The following is a 14,861-nucleotide window of genomic DNA, read 5'->3' as shown; positions in this document are numbered from 1 at the left end:
GCTGAAAAGCGGTCGACTTACAGCTGATTTTGAAGCTTGGTGCTAATTTTATTGGTTGGCGGTATTGCTACTGGCTCGACAGATCGCCCTCGCTCGCTGCTTTCCACCTAAAATTATTTTGTTCTTGTTTCATTCTGCTCGGGGCTGTGGTAGAAATTCCGATCTGTTACGGAGAATTTGCGATGTTCAACGAGCGCGGTGTATTGTTCTGGCCGGTTGGCACTGGTGACAGCACAACATTTGTTATCAAAGAAGACGAGGTGATGTTTCAGGTCGACTTGCGCTCAACGACGCAAGCCGAGGATGATGAATCTGATCAAGCACCTATAGTGGACCGGCTTGTCGAGCACCTTCCGCAGCGTGGTGACATGCCTTATCTCTCTGGATTTGCTCTGACCCATCCAGACGAGGATCACATCCTCGGTTTCTCCGACCTGCTTGAACAGGTCACGATAGGCGAGTTGTGGTTCACTCCCAGGGTATTCCGCGAACATGACGATGACGACACCTCGATGTGCGACGACGCTCAAGCGTTCCGCGATGAAGCGCACCGCCGTGTCGAGGCAGCCATCAAGGCTGGTGGGGACCCAGGTGACGGGAACCGGGTTCGTCTGATCGGCTACGACACGCTGCTAGAGGAAGACCAATACAAGGACTTTCCATCCGAATTTTTCAGTATACCCGGGAACACCGTCACCGAACTGGATGGCGAGGACCTGAGCGATGACTTTCGTGTGTTCATCCACGGCCCGTTCAAAAAGGACGAGATCGTTGGGGACCGTAATGATACCAGCCTGGTCATGCAGGTGGTGCTCGGCGCCGATCCAGAAGAGGGCGGAGTGCTGCTGTTCGGCGACCACAAATATCCGACCATCCGCGAAATTCTCGATATCACAACAAAGAACAACAACGAAGAGAACCTGAAATGGCAGATCCTCTTGGCGCCACATCATTGCAGCAAGTCTGTCATGTATCAGACAGAGGATGAGAAAGAGGTTCTGAAGCAAGACATACTCGACGATCTGGACCGCTTGCAAGTGGGCGATGGAGTGATCGTTGCCAGCAGTCTTAGTGTTCCGTCCACGAACAAGAGTGGCGATAATCCTCCACACGCGAAGGCGAAGGACCGCTATTCGGAGATCGCAGGAGGCGGCTTCGTATGCACGCATGACGACGGCGATTCGGCAGAGGCGCTGCTCTTCGTACTCGATGGTGCCAATCTGGTTCAACATGATGCCGACAGCGCGCAGGAGCAGTCAGATACCGCTTCCAAAAGCGCACTACTTGTCGGCGTGAAGGATTCGCGCGGAAGCGACGATGTACCGCAGGACAAGCTAGGGTTTGGCTCCGACTGATGGATCTGACGGATGGACAGGTCTTGGCCCTGTCCCAACTTCACGACATCATCGATGCCAGTAACGGAGCATTGAGTTTCAGGGCCGAGCCGGTCTTGTTCAAGGACCAGAGCCATCTTCGATGCGATTTATCGCTAGCGACACGCGTATATCGAACAGATGCCGGGTTCCGTTTCCGCCACCGTGAACCGGTGCAACTCCTCTTACCCAGGCGCTTCCCGTTCGAGGTACCGAGCCTATTCTTCGCCCATTCTCGATATATTGGCGAACCCCATGTCCAGTGGGGAAGATATATCTGCCTCTACCAATCCAGTGAAACGGAATGGTCGCCAAAAGGCGGTCTTTACGACTTCTTTGAGCGCGTTGATCAATGGATGATCGCTGCTGGAAAGGGCGAACTCGACGCAGACGACGCACCGCTTCATCCGCCTGTCGCATATTCGACATCGGACACAACGTTCGTCTTTCCGGTCGATACGCCCAATGTACCGAAAGGCGGTGCGCCGTGGATCGGTGAGGCCCTACTGACGCAGAAGCGGAAAGGCCGGTTCGACGTCAAGGAATGGCGGGAATTGGGTTCGGGTGAACCGCTCGGTGAAAACGAAAAAATAGCTGCTGCGATCCTGCTCGGTCAAGACCTGCCGATGGAATACCCATCGACAGTCGATGGCCTGCTTGGAACATTGGATGCGGCCGGTGTGACTATGGACATCATCTATCCATGCCTAAGGGATCTAGCCGGACCGGCGGATCGCGATGCGAACATCCATCTGATAATCGGTGCGCCGATGCGCCGCAAGGAAGCGGGTGGGCCTATCAGGCAGCACCTCACCGCTTGGGAAATAGATACCGACGCGGTGAACGCACTCAAAGATATCATCGAAGAAGTCACCGACCAAAGCGATGCTATCAAAGCCGTTGCAAAATGGATGGTGACGGCTGAAACTTTGTGGTGCCGCAAGTTCGAGGCGAGACCCGAGGTCACGAACCGAAGGGATGTCGGCACCTCCATCAACATGCTGACTGGTAAGCGCGTCCTGCTTCTAGGGTGTGGGGCCCTTGGTTCGCCCATCGCCGAACACATCGTGAGGGCTGGAGCAACAGAGCTTGAGATCGTCGACAACGGGGTGGTCTCACCAGGCATTCTCGTTCGTCAATCATTCGCCGATAGCGATGTGGGCTATTCCAAATCCCAGCAGTTGGCACGCAGCCTAATAGCTTTGGGATTATCTACTGCAATCACTTCAAAGACCTACAATCTAGCACCACAACTTGATGAAGCACTTGCCGACGGGTCCTTCGATCTCATCATCAACGCAACCGCATCTGCCAGCGTGGCGCACAGCCTAGAAAGCACGCTCCGGAACTCATCACTCACGGTTCCGCTTATATCAGTATCGGTCAGTGGCGCGGCGCAGTGCGGCTCCGTCATAGTAAAGATGCCGGAGTTCCCCTTCGGAATCATCGGCATCGACCGATCATCGAAGATCCGGTTTATGAAAGACAAGATAAACCACGCTGCAGTGCGTGCCTTCTGGCCCAAGCCCGCTGATCGTGTGCCGTTCCAGCCCGAACCAGGTTGTTCGAGTCCCACCTTCAGGGCGTCCGCATCCGATATGAGCGCGCATGCAGGTATGTTGCTAAACTTGGCGTTCAGACGCATCGCCGAGCTCCGTCGGGACGCAGCAAGCTGCGACCTCATTCCGGCAGTGTGGACTGACCATGCAAGCGATGGAGCACTTGGAAGCGTCTTCTCTGGGATCAGCGTCACGCGGGAGATCAATCACAACTACCAAGTGCTGGAAACCAGAATCGCGAAACAGGATTTGGCCAATCATGTCAGGCAGAACGCGCGGAAGATATCTGCAAACGTGGAGACGGGCGGACTGCTCTTCGGCGAGATCGACGAAGCGCATCGTCGGATTTACGTCGATGGTGCGTCAGGACCACCATCGGACAGTGTAGCCAATGAGACAAAGTTCGAATGCGGCACAAAAGAAACCCGTGAATGGAACGAAAAGCGGAAAAGGCAAAGTGGTGGGTCCAGCCGCTTCATTGGGCTCTGGCATACACATCCCGTATCACAAGGCCGGCCAAGCGATGAAGACCTACTCGCTATGGCGAAACTTTTGCGGGTCCAAGCCAATCCTCCGCGGCATGTGGTGATGCTCATTGTGGGGCATAGCGCCGCCCGGCCTACATATTCGTATTACCTTTTTAAACGCCGGGACATTATGATCGTCAGTACAGAAGAATTCGAGCAGCTGATCGGAAGCGTAGATGCCTAAGATTGGCCTTGCACTGTCAGGTGGAGGATCACGGGCCATCGCGTTCCATCTCGGATGCCTGCGTGCCCTGCACAAAAGTGGCGTGCTGAACCGGGTCACCGTATTGTCATCGGTGTCGGGGGGCAGTGTCATCGCCGCTTTGTACGCCTTCCATGACGAACCCTTCGAAGAATTCGAAAAACGCGTAATCTCGTTGCTGAAGCGAGGCCTATTGAGCGGGATCGCACGTCAGACGTTATTCTCGCTGGAGACACCTAAGATCGTCGCCGCGCTGTTATTGTCGGGTTCATTCGCGACTATCGGCGGTGCGATACGTCTGATCGGCATGGGCCTTTCGCAGATCGGTATTGGAGGATTAGTTCCACTCGCCGCCCGAAGATGGCTGCAGGCGCCGGTGCCACGGTTCGCCAGTCGGTCCACTGCTTTCGAACGTCACCTGAGAAAGCGCGTATTCGAAAACGTTACAATTGCTGACGTCGCGAGGCCCGGTCTGGATATCGAGATCAATGCGGCTGAACTTACCACCGGAACGGCATTCCGGTTTGGATCGAAGAAGTCCGGTGCATGGAGGTTCGGAGCGCTGACGGGTGAAGTACCGTTAGTGTCCAAAGCCGTTGCCGCGTCCGCCTGCTACCCCGCAGCGCTCCCGTCCTTCGACCAAACGCTCACGTTCGAGAAGAAAGGGGTAACAAAAAAGCACCGGGTTCTGCTGACCGACGGCGGAATCTACGACAATCTCGGCATCACCTGCTTGCTGCCCGGGCGTTCTGCGGAACACAGCATTGCGGTGCACGATGTCGAGTTCATTATAGCCTGCGACGCTGGACAAGGGATGCCATCCGGAAAAGACAATTCTTACCTTTGGGCTGACCGGATGATTGCGACGGTCAATACCATCCACCGGCGAACGCATTCGCTTTCCTACGAACTGCTTCACAGGATGCGGGAAACAGGACAGATCAAAGGCTTCCTACTCCCCTATCTCGGCCAGATCGACGAGAAACTGCCGTCAATGCCACATGACCTAGTACGTCGCGGGCAAACTTTCGACTATCCGACCAATTTCAGCGCGATGAAGGAAGATGACATCGTGCGGTTAAGCACTAGAGGCGAGCAGCTGACCAAATTACTGATAGATTATTATGGAGTGCCCAAAAGCTGAGGAAGGCCTGACGTTAGTCGTAAGCCAATGGGTCAATCGAACACGATTGAATGTCAGCTATCGGATCAGGGCCGCCCGAAAGTCGCCAGGCCGCTACCGGCCCACAAGCTGACGTACATACGTTCCCGATGCATACCTTTACCGTCGCTAAATTGCTGATAAAATCGGCTATAAGGCGTCAACGAGTGGTAATGCTCTGGGGAACGATAATTATTCATTCGATCAACGAGAGCCGCTTTTAAGCATTAAACAAGGCACATTGAAGAACAATAAAGAACTTTTGAAAGCCATGTTGTTCAACTCGGTTACTGCTGTCCCTTCGGTCCATCGAGCCTGACGGCTCAGCCTGTCTATTTTTTATGTTTGTACGATCAACAGTAGAATATAATATTTCATGATATATTATTTCTACATTGTTGAATGACTACCAGTAATTGTCGATATTCTGATAATCTTTTAGGGTTCTAGATGATTAAATTTACCGGGACGTTTCGGTCACACTATTCCCTCCGCGGGGAACAATGTGATCGGGACTTGTTTACCGTAAACGTCCGTTCACACTCCATAAGAACAACCTCGGCGAGGTAAGGGCGGCTGGCCGGTCTCCTTTTACGCTCCGCTACATTCCAGCGGTTCGCTCAAGGTGCTATAGAGCCACAAATCCTTGAGCGCGGCGGTTGCTTTTTCTCAGTGCCGCCATCGTGCATTCCAACATATCGCGTTGGTTTGCTTTGCCATCGACCAAAATTTACCGCCTGCAGCGGACTAGATCGATTCTGCCCCTGCCCTGACCCGAGGGGACTTCAGCGCTACGTCTTCTTCCGCAGCAAAGTGGCCTTCATTTGGTGCCAAACCTTGGCTTTCGCCTTCAGGGTATAATTGTATTTATGCTTGGGTGAGACGGAAAAAGCAGATTCTTGCAATTATTTTCACAGGAAAATGGAAGTGATCCGATGCTTAGGGCGCACCATATAGACAATTTGGTCACGCTATTCTTGTCCTCGCTTCACGACGAACCAATCATACCTGACCTTCCTTTTGCCACCGATCGAGCGTTACCATGGGGGTTCCTCGTCCTGCGGACACTAGAAAGCTGCAGCGGCCCTCACAGTCATAAATCCTGCAAATCGGATGACGGCCGATTAGCGAATAGTCCGGGCCCTTCGTCATAATAATTGCGACCAGGTCAACCTTGAACGCCTCCCGGCATTTCTGGCAGTAGGCTTTAATCGATATGTCCGCCTCGTGCATCTTGCCGACAGTCTGATATGCCTTTGGTAGAATCGGTGAGTGGCCCATATTGTCAATGGAACATAAGTGGAACATTTATGGAAGTGTAGATAGCCTATCGGCCTAAAAGTCTCTCAAACACAACCAACGGCGGCGACCCGAAGGTAAAGACTCTTAACCGTTGATCAGGCTGGTACCTGACTGCAGATTAACGCGGAGCGTTGAAACATGTGGTTTTACTGACTGGATGAGGGAACAGAGTAAGGATTGCGGGGCTGCCGGTCCTCGTCTGGATTTTCAACTTTCCACACTTCAAAAAATTCCTCGAATTCGGTGGTCCATCGCTTACTCTTTTCGATAGCGTAATACGCTGATTTAGCCTTCTTACGCATCAATTTTTCTCTATCTTCCTCCTCTTGGCAGGCTAGCCGTTCATTTTCGCGTTGTTGTCGCGCCAGCTCAGCAACGAATGTCCTCACTGCTTCAGATACCTGCCGCTCGTTAACGATGGTGCCGAGGGGCAACAGTTGGTCTCCGTCATTGGTCTTTTTGACGATAACAAGCCCGTACCCTTCAGGCAGATCATCGTCGCTCAACTTGAGCGGCATATCAAAGGCCAAGTTTTCGAAATTGTCGGGTTCGGGTATTGCCGTAACCATTTCGCTTAATTTTAGTTTGGGTGGTCTTGGCTTTCTTCCGAGTTTGAGCGCAGCGTCAACACCCCCCAACTTTTCTATCCAAGCCAAAAATGATTCTGGCGTAGGATCGATACTCTGTGTTTGAGCCGTTTTTAACGTCCGAAGCCATTGGCTCTTGGTGGCCTTGGTTTCTTCTGTCAGCCCAAGCAGCAATACCAATAACAGATCAAACGGATGTTTTGTCTCGGCATTCCACCGATTGCTTGCGGCAACATCTGGATCATCCGAAACTTTGGATATCAGGGCAGATCTGATTAGATCGTTTTCTGCGATCTCGCTTCCTAGCGCGTATGCTTTTCCAAGCAGCTTCCACAGGCTGTGTTTTCCTCGATCGTCTGCGGTTTCCCAGTCGGCGAAATGGGTTTGTAGGCTTGATAGGCCTTCATCGAGCGTCGATTGGCCGAAAAAATCTCTGGCATTAGGTTTTGGTGGCTGCATATCTGCTCCGTTTTCCAATATCAGGATCAGGCCGATACCAGTCGATAGTCAGAAAACGGTTCCAAACGCAAGAATCTACCGCGCACGTATTAGTATCTGCCCGCTTTACTCCTAAGCAGCGAAGCGCGTTTATAGAGACGGAGCAAGAGCGGCGAAGGATTTGTTGGCCACATCTGTCAAACGCTAGATTCGACAATCGCTCTAGGGTGTGAGAGAACCATAAGGAGGGGGTATCTGTCGTGAAATCAATCTTCGTGTCCTTCGCGCTAGTAATTGGCTTATTAGGACCTGCGTCGATCAATCCGTGCTCATCGGGAGCTGCTTTAGCCCAAACTAGCGCCTGCTGTAAAACATGCAGCAAAGGTAAAGCCTGCGGCGATAGCTGTATTTCTCGCGATAAGGTGTGCAAAAAGGGTAAAGGGTGCGCCTGCGACGCGTGATGCGTATCCGCTTGAACTTTTTTTATTGTTAGCTTTTAGCCTGTGGAGCTTATGGGTAGCAGCAGCTGCGCTCTACAACTTGGTTATTCCTTAGCGAAATCGCAAAATCGTCCGTGATTGCTGCCTAATGACTTCGCGCAGGCATGCCAATTTAATTTCCGGTTTCGTTAGGAAATACGCTTTTCATAACGAATGATGACGTAAGAACGATAACCGCTGGGTTGTTTGCTGACGGGCGGCTTTCCTCGAAAACTTCAAAGAGCAGGCGGTCAGCTTTTAGGCTATGCTGGAAGGCGATCGAATGACCGAAACTGGGGTGGTAAGTTCTCAGTCGGCTTTCAGCAAGAAAATTTGAAAAGCGGCAGTCCATCCCACCGGGATGATGGATCGAATTGCTTTGATTGTAACACTTGTGGCGGCTATACAGCTCGCGATCAGTGGATAGCACTGTAATTTATTGAAGCATTCTGTGCAAAGTGCTTGGAATATGGGCCTCCGCGATCCGATCCGATTGATTCCCTTGCTATTTCTAGGCGCGATTGCGTTTGGGACCATTCTTCTAAGCCTCCCCATTGCGACGAATGAAGGCATCGGCGCTCCTCTATTAACGGCATTGTTTACTTCAACATCGGCCGTCGCGGTGACCGGCCTGATCGTGGTTGACACCCCGACCTACTGGTCCACCTTCGGTCAGGTTACGATATTGTTGCTGTTCCAGATTGGCGGTTTGGGCATCATGACTGCAGCAACGCTATTCGGTCTTATGGCGGGACGAGGCTTCGGCCTTCGAGATAGGATGGCCACGCAGATCGAACGAAGTCGATTGGAAACCGGTGATGCCGCTTCTGTCCTCAAACTGATTTTTCTGATTACCATAAGCGTGGAGGCGATCATCGCCGTCATTCTGTCCCTTCGCATGGTGACTTTCTATGCCATGCCAGTCGACGAGGCGATTTGGCACGGTGTCTTTCATTCGGTTAGCGCATTCAACAATGCTGGATTTTCGACCCACTCAGACAGCGTGATGGGATATCAGACAGATCCGTTCGTTCTGGGTCCGATAATGCTTGCGGTGATCCTGACAGCCCTCGGCTTTCCAGTGATGCAGGATATTCGTTCTAACCGTCTCAAGTGGCGCCGCTGGTCACTTCATACGAAAATCACCGTGGCAGGAACCTTGGTGCTGCTTGTATTCGGTTTCCTTGCCATTCTGTCGATGGAATGGGATAATTTGGCAACCTTGGGATCGATGACATTGGGTGAGAAGCTGCTAAATGCTGCTTTCCATTCTGCCATGCCGCGTACGGCGGGTTTCAACAGTCTCGACGTTGGTGCGTTCGAAGACGAGACAATCATGGTCAACTATCTACTGATGTTCATTGGTGGAGGCAGCGCCGGGACCGCTGGCGGCATAAAGATCTCGACCTTCTTCGTTTTATTCGCAATCCTGTTGTCTGAAATCTTAGGCCGCCGCGATGCAGGTTTATTTCAGCGTCGCTTTGGCCATGCGGTCGAGCGCCAAGCCTTGTCGGTCACTATCTTGGCCGCGACGCTCATATTTGCGTCAACCACCTACATCGCTTCCATTAGTTCGCTGCCTCTGGACGAAATTCTTTTTGAATGTATTTCCGCCTTTTCAACCGTTGGCCTGTCAACCGGCATCACCGCAGATTTGCCTCCGACTGGGCAGCTGGTAATCGTAGCGTTGATGTTTGTCGGACGGGTCGGAACGATTACCGTTGCCACGGCGCTTGCCTTGGGCAGTCGCGGGCGCCCGTATCGCTATCCTGAGGAGAATCCCATTGTCGGCTAGAAAACGCAAACCTGTGTTGGTCATTGGCCTCGGCCGATTTGGAGGCGCCGTTTCAAGGACGTTGGAGCGGATGGGTCACGAAGTACTTGGCGCCGATACCGATGCCCGGCGGGTACAGGAATTTGCACCCGAGATTACTAAAGTGCTGGAGGCCGACTGCACCGACCCCGCGACGCTAAAACAACTGGGAGTGCTGGACTTTGAAGCATCGGTTGTGGCCATAGGTGGCGATATCGAAGCTAGCGTCCTCACTGTCCTTGCGCTGTCTGATCTGGGCCAAACTAATGTCTGGGCAAAAGCCAGCAATGAGAAGCACGCTCGCATCTTGGAACGCACTGGGGCGCGCCATGTTGTCTTTCCAGAGCAGCGGATGGGCGAGCGGGTCGCGCACTTGCTCAATGAGCGCTTGCTCGATTTCATTTCCTTTGATGACGAATTTGCAATCGCCAAGCTAGCTGCGCCTGAAGTGATCGTTGGCTTGCCGCTATTGATGAGCGCATGCCGCGAAAAATATAATGTGACTGTGGTGGGCGTGAAACGCGAAGGAAAGGATTTCATTCACGCTGTGCCCGACACCCTCATTTTCCCGAATGACGAGCTCGTTGTTTCGGGCCGGATTACCGATATCGAGCGGTTTTCTGCTATTTGATAATCAGATACATCGCAATAGCAGCCTGCTTCCTATGATAGATACGGCTTCAGGTTGATATCGCGTACGCTCACCTTTGCTTACTTTCTACTGTTTAGATGTGAATGACAGAATGTCCGGTATCTGGCATGCAAAAACCTCCTCGGAACGGCAGAAACTGGGTCGTCAGCGGAGTGTCTACATTTTCTCCGAGACGACGGCTCTGCATCGATTTTCGGACATTAACCCGGGCTAGGAAGGCCGGTTTCGTTAGGAAATGTTAATAATATAACGAACGGCTAGATTTACCCGTGATATCAACAGCCTAGCCAATGACGCCTTGAGCCTTGGATATATTGTCATTATAAAACAATGTGTTGACATAATATTATAAGGGTGGCGATGCTTCAGAAACAGGCCAAGGCGCTGACACCAGCCCAAATTCGAACCACCCTACGATTCATTGCAGATACCCGGTTTGCCGACCGCAATAAGCTAATATTCTTGCTGTCGGTTAAAGCCGGTCTACGGGCAAAGGAAATCGCCCAGCTAAAATGGTCCATGGTGTTGGATGCCGATGGAGCAATCAGCGACCTGATCAGATTAACTGACAGCGCTTCCAAAGGAAACAGCGGGGGTGCTATTCCAATGGCCCGAGACATTCGCGACGCTCTATCTGTGATGAAGGAGCAGGACCCACAAACAGATCTCGATAGCCGGATCATTCGAACCCAGCGGTCATTGGAAACCGACCCACAGTTTATCGTGAATCTGTTTTTTGATTGGTATCGACAATTGGGGTTCTTGGGATGTTCCAGCCATTCAGGACGAAGAACGTTCATTACCAATGCAGCCAGAAACATTGGTCTGTTCGGGGGAAGCATACGAGACGTTCAAGAGCTTGCTCGCCATAGGTCGTTGGCGATGACTCAACGATATATCGAAGTCGATTCCAACGCGATGAGAAAAGTTGTTGATGCATAAAGAATAATCGGCTGTGATGCGTTCAGAGGGAGAGATGCGGTGCTAAAAATATATAATATTCCCGGTAAACTGTTAGCTGAACTTTGGTACTTGTGGCCTAAAAAAGGTGAAGTGTGGGCTTCCGGTCGTAGACGGGACCACAGTTTTGTTCATTTTCTCTATTCTACAATTTTTTATGTAGTAGCTGCCATCGCATTTTCTGTGTTTTTTGCCGCAGGCACATCTTTGCAATCTGCTTCCGCTTCGGATGAATCTTCAGCGCCAGCCAATGAAGAAGGATATCTTGTTTCACTCAATGCCGATGGCGCAATACTGACCCAAGGGCACGAAAAGATATACATCGGGAACGGCTGCGACGTCGTTTCGACCTTCCGAGGAGATGGGCAGTGGAGACAATTGGATGGGCATTTAGTGATGTACTTTTCAACGGAAAATATATCCATTCCTGCTGCAGACGTAAAATTGGAAGGATGCTTTGAAGAATTGCAAGATACTCAAACAGTCGCGAGTGAAGCCCCGCTATTGGATAACGAGGAAGTTTCGGAAGAGCCTGTGACAACGGAAGTTGTGGCTTCCGAACCGTTTGATTTTATAGAACGACCTGCGTTTGATCGGCAGCAGAGCTCCCGTCAAAAGAGTGAATCAAACTCTCAGTTACCCGCATCAGCCGAGTTAGTTACCGTGGAGGTAAACCATTTAGACCGTTCATTAGATCAAGCGTACATAGATGCATTCGTCAGGGCCAACCAACAATTTAAGAAATGCGCCCCAACCGGAACTGAGAAATTCTTACCAGATGGACTGTTTATCCAGCTTTCCTGCCAAAATCTTAGATAATTTAATAAGCTACAATATGAGCAGATTATGACCACCGGCTGCGGCGATTTCGAGTGCCCGCTTGGCAGTCTCCTGCCCCTTTACCTCTTTCAGGTCCGGACCGTAATCCGGTTCGGGCGCATCACCGGTTTCCGGCGGGGACAATATCGACTGGCCCTTGAAATGGTTGAGCAGGGCCAGCAGGTCCTCCGGAGCCAGCACCTCGACATCGCCGGCCCAGGCTGCTTCGGGGCCCTGCATTGCCGGACAGACCAGCCCCAGATTGCGGCCCGAGGCATGCAGCGCCGCCAGCAGCACGCCCGGTGTGGCAGCCAGCCGGCCGTCGAGCGACAATTCTCCGACGACCAGATAGCTCGCCAGCGTTTCCGCATCGATAATCCCCATCGCCCCGAGCAGCGCCAGCGCGATCGGCAGATCATAATGGGAGCCGGCCTTCGGCAAATCGGCAGGCGACAGATTGACGGTGATTCGTTTGGGCGGCAGCGAAAGGCCCATCGCCGCAATGGCGGCGCGGACCCGCTCGCGACTTTCGGCCACCGCCTTGTCGGGCAGGCCAACCACGTTGAACGCGGGCAGGCCCGGCGCAACCTGACATTGCACCTCGACGCCCCGCGCCTCCAGTCCGAGATAGGCCACCGTCTGAACCAGCGCCACCATTATAGCCGCCCCAATATCATGGCGGGAATAGTGGCAAAGCCGCTGAAATGAGTCGAGCAGCAACCGCCCCATGTCCGCAACGGTCAAAACCGGGCGATGGGCGGGGCGGGTGGTTAATATCGGCTAACCAGACTCCGATACTTTGTGGAAAGCGCCAGACCACAGAGAAACGGGATGAGCAGCACTGACCACCTCGACATAATCGCAACAGCAGATGAGCCGGCCGGTTCGCGGGGCGGTTTTCTGGTCGGGGCCTTCCTCCTGTTTGCGCTGCTCCTCTTCCCGGTCCAGCCCGCAATCAGCGCCGGCAGCTATACGGTCACCGAAACGGTCGAGATTTTCGAATATGGTCTGGAAGAGCCGGTCATATGGGCTGAACCGGCCGGCACTGCCTATGGCCAATATGGTCCGTTCCGGGTCGTTGCGGCCGATACCGTTGAAATGACGGGCACGGTCGACAGCTACACGCCGGCATTGTTCCGGCAGATGATGAAACATTTCCCGGGGATCAAGCGGATCGAAATGCTCGATTGCGACGGATCTGTCGACGAAGAGGCCAATCTCAGGCTGGCCCGGATGATCCGCAACGCCGGCATCAGTACCCACGTGCCGGCGGGTGGCTCGGTGCGATCCGGCGCGGTCGAACTGTTTCTCGCCGGTATCCGCCGCACAGCCCACCGCGATGCCGAATTTGTCGTGCACAGCTGGATGGACGAGGATGGCCGGGAAGCCAATGACTATCCGGCCAATGATCCGGTCCACTCGGAATATCTGGATTATTACGCAGAAATGGGCGTTCCAAGGGGCACCGCTCAGGAATTTTATGCGCTGACCAACAGCGTACCCTTTTCGGAACAGCTGCGCTTGTCGCGCAATGACATGGCCCGCTTCCAGATGGTTCATTGACCCCGGACAGCGCGTTCGCGCCAGACCGTTCTCCTAGTGCATCGGCACAGGCTTTCGTTCAGCTCTTATGCATGGGCCGGGAACAATAATCTCTTTCACGCGCTTTAGATGACAAAGCGGACTTGCGACTCCGCTCGCAAAGCACCAAGTGGAACGAGATGACCGACAAAATGACCAATACGCGCTGGAAATATACTTCAGGATCGCGATTCGTGCTCACGGTCATCGGATTCACGCTGATCATCATTTCACCGATCATCGGCGCCATCCCCGGCCCCGGTTTCATCATCGTCTTTCCGATTGGCTTGGCGCTGGTCCTGCAAAACTCGCGTTGGGCGAAGAAACGTTATGTCGATTTCAAACGACGCTTTCCCCATTATGGCAAATGGACCGACTGGGCGATGCGACGGCGGCACCACAAGACATTGCCCGACGATTTTGAACTGCCGATTTTCGGCAAGGTGAAGACCGGCGATCGGGACAAGAAAGTCTAGCGCAAACGCTTGACTTTCCGCGCCTGCCTGCCTAATCGCAGCGACAACGTATCGGCCGCAGCTTATGGCGGCCTTTTTTATCGAAATTTTGACTTAGGATAATCGCGATGAAGCGTACATTTCAACCAAGCCGTCTGGTCCGTAAACGGCGCCATGGTTTCCGCGCCCGCAAAGCCACTGTCGGTGGCCGCAAAGTACTGGCTGCCCGCCGTAGCCGTGGCCGCAAGAAGCTCTCTGCCTAAAAGCAAATGACCGCACGTGCTGCGCCCGTCGAAGCACGCCCATCGCCGGATCATCTGGATTTGAAGAATCCTTCAGCCGATTCGGCATTTGCTGATTCAAACCAGCCCATCGAAGTGATTCGCAAACGCGCGGATTTTCTCGCTGCCAATCGTGGCAAGCGATTCGTCACCCCCCATTTTGTCCTGCTAGCGCATCGCCGTCGCCCTGATCATCCGGTTGCGGCGAACAGCCTCCGTTACGGGATTACGGTGACCAAGAAGATCGGCAATGCCGTCGCCCGCAATCGCATGAAGCGCCGCTTCCGGGCCCTGCTTGCGCAGAGCCTGCCGGACCATGGCATCGCCGGCGTCGATCATATCATGATCGGTCGAAAGACAAGGAACGAGAGCGATTTTGCCACCTTGAGGGCCGATCTGGAAAAAGGCCTGAAATTTCTGGCGAAGAAGCTGGGCCAGGCTGGATGAAAGCGGTTTTCATCTTTTGCGTGCGATGCTGGCAATGGGGCCCGTCGCGTGTTCTGCCCCCGACTTGCCGTTTTCAGCCGACTTGCAGCGCCTATACGATCGAGGCGATCGAAAAGCACGGTGCAATTAGGGGTAGCTGGCTGGGGGCTAAACGGCTATTGCGCTGCCATCCTTGGGGGGGCTCGGGTTATGACCCGGTGCCGTGACACCCTGAACACCGATCA

At 53.2% G+C, this 14,861-nt stretch carries 13 protein-coding genes and 1 pseudogene; 12 read left to right on the top strand and 2 right to left on the bottom strand.

Features of this window, described 5'->3' with window-relative positions; translation table 11 throughout:
• Positions 1-182 precede the first annotated feature (182 nt).
• From ACHZCJ_RS12310 to ACHZCJ_RS12300, 3 genes are read left to right on the top strand one after another with little or no spacing between them, the layout of a single operon-like run.
• A complete protein-coding gene (locus tag ACHZCJ_RS12310) occupies positions 183-1,355 on the top strand; it encodes a hypothetical protein (protein WP_321326797.1) in 1,173 nt (390 codons plus the stop codon).
• Positions 1,355-3,643, top strand: coding sequence for a ThiF family adenylyltransferase (locus tag ACHZCJ_RS12305; protein ID WP_321326795.1), 2,289 nt, complete (start codon positions 1,355-1,357; stop codon positions 3,641-3,643). The genes ACHZCJ_RS12310 and ACHZCJ_RS12305 overlap by 1 nt, the downstream gene beginning before the upstream one ends.
• Positions 3,636-4,805, top strand: coding sequence for a patatin-like phospholipase family protein (locus tag ACHZCJ_RS12300; RefSeq protein ID WP_321326794.1), 1,170 nt, complete (start codon positions 3,636-3,638; stop codon positions 4,803-4,805). Before ACHZCJ_RS12305 ends, ACHZCJ_RS12300 begins: the two co-directional genes overlap by 8 nt.
• 1,466 nt (positions 4,806-6,271) lie before the next feature.
• Here the strand turns inward: ACHZCJ_RS12300 and ACHZCJ_RS12295 are convergent.
• Complete coding sequence (locus tag ACHZCJ_RS12295; protein WP_321326793.1) at positions 6,272-7,171, bottom strand: hypothetical protein; 900 nt, start codon at positions 7,169-7,171, stop codon at positions 6,272-6,274.
• A gap of 927 nt (positions 7,172-8,098) precedes the next feature.
• Between ACHZCJ_RS12295 and ACHZCJ_RS12290 the strand changes: the two genes are divergently transcribed.
• The 4 genes from ACHZCJ_RS12290 to ACHZCJ_RS12275 all read left to right on the top strand — a co-directional run bounded on the left by ACHZCJ_RS12290 (position 8,099) and on the right by ACHZCJ_RS12275 (position 11,873).
• Positions 8,099-9,424, top strand: a complete 1,326-nt coding sequence (locus ACHZCJ_RS12290) for a potassium transporter TrkG (RefSeq protein WP_321326792.1) — start codon at positions 8,099-8,101, stop codon at positions 9,422-9,424.
• Positions 9,425-9,437: 13 nt separating this feature from the next.
• The gene (locus tag ACHZCJ_RS12285; RefSeq protein WP_321327792.1) at positions 9,438-10,073 is read left to right on the top strand and encodes a TrkA family potassium uptake protein; all 636 of its coding nucleotides are present in this window, start codon (positions 9,438-9,440) and stop codon (positions 10,071-10,073) included.
• Between the two features lie 381 nt (positions 10,074-10,454).
• Positions 10,455-11,036 carry a site-specific integrase gene (locus tag ACHZCJ_RS12280; RefSeq protein ID WP_321326790.1) on the top strand — a complete coding sequence of 194 codons (582 nt, stop codon included), beginning with the start codon at positions 10,455-10,457 and terminating at the stop codon, positions 11,034-11,036.
• Between the two features lie 39 nt (positions 11,037-11,075).
• Complete coding sequence (locus tag ACHZCJ_RS12275; RefSeq protein WP_321326788.1) at positions 11,076-11,873, top strand: hypothetical protein; 798 nt, start codon at positions 11,076-11,078, stop codon at positions 11,871-11,873.
• Positions 11,874-11,885: 12 nt separating this feature from the next.
• Here the strand turns inward: ACHZCJ_RS12275 and ACHZCJ_RS12270 are convergent.
• Positions 11,886-12,530, bottom strand: a pseudogene (locus ACHZCJ_RS12270) (magnesium chelatase domain-containing protein); the annotation flags it as partial.
• 174 nt (positions 12,531-12,704) lie between these two features.
• Here ACHZCJ_RS12270 and ACHZCJ_RS12265 point away from each other — a divergent pair.
• The 5 genes from ACHZCJ_RS12265 to yidD all read left to right on the top strand — a co-directional run bounded on the left by ACHZCJ_RS12265 (position 12,705) and on the right by yidD (position 14,843).
• Positions 12,705-13,436: a hypothetical protein gene (locus ACHZCJ_RS12265; protein WP_321326786.1), complete on the top strand. Its 732-nt coding sequence runs from the start codon at positions 12,705-12,707 to the stop codon at positions 13,434-13,436.
• 158 nt (positions 13,437-13,594) lie between these two features.
• A complete protein-coding gene (locus ACHZCJ_RS12260; RefSeq protein ID WP_321326784.1) occupies positions 13,595-13,930 on the top strand; it encodes a PGPGW domain-containing protein in 336 nt (111 codons plus the stop codon).
• A 107-nt stretch (positions 13,931-14,037) separates the two neighbouring features.
• The gene (gene rpmH / locus ACHZCJ_RS12255) at positions 14,038-14,172 is read left to right on the top strand and encodes a 50S ribosomal protein L34 (RefSeq protein WP_082788408.1); all 135 of its coding nucleotides are present in this window, start codon (positions 14,038-14,040) and stop codon (positions 14,170-14,172) included.
• Positions 14,173-14,178: 6 nt separating this feature from the next.
• The gene (gene rnpA, locus ACHZCJ_RS12250; RefSeq protein WP_321326780.1) at positions 14,179-14,637 is read left to right on the top strand and encodes a ribonuclease P protein component; all 459 of its coding nucleotides are present in this window, start codon (positions 14,179-14,181) and stop codon (positions 14,635-14,637) included.
• Complete coding sequence (yidD, locus tag ACHZCJ_RS12245; RefSeq protein ID WP_321326778.1) at positions 14,634-14,843, top strand: membrane protein insertion efficiency factor YidD; 210 nt, start codon at positions 14,634-14,636, stop codon at positions 14,841-14,843. Before rnpA ends, yidD begins: the two co-directional genes overlap by 4 nt.
• Positions 14,844-14,861: the final 18 nt, after the last annotated feature.

Source organism: uncultured Parasphingorhabdus sp. (assembly GCF_963677535.2).
GTDB lineage: Bacteria > Pseudomonadota > Alphaproteobacteria > Sphingomonadales > Sphingomonadaceae > Parasphingorhabdus.
This window is presented reverse-complemented; position numbering and strand designations above follow the sequence as displayed.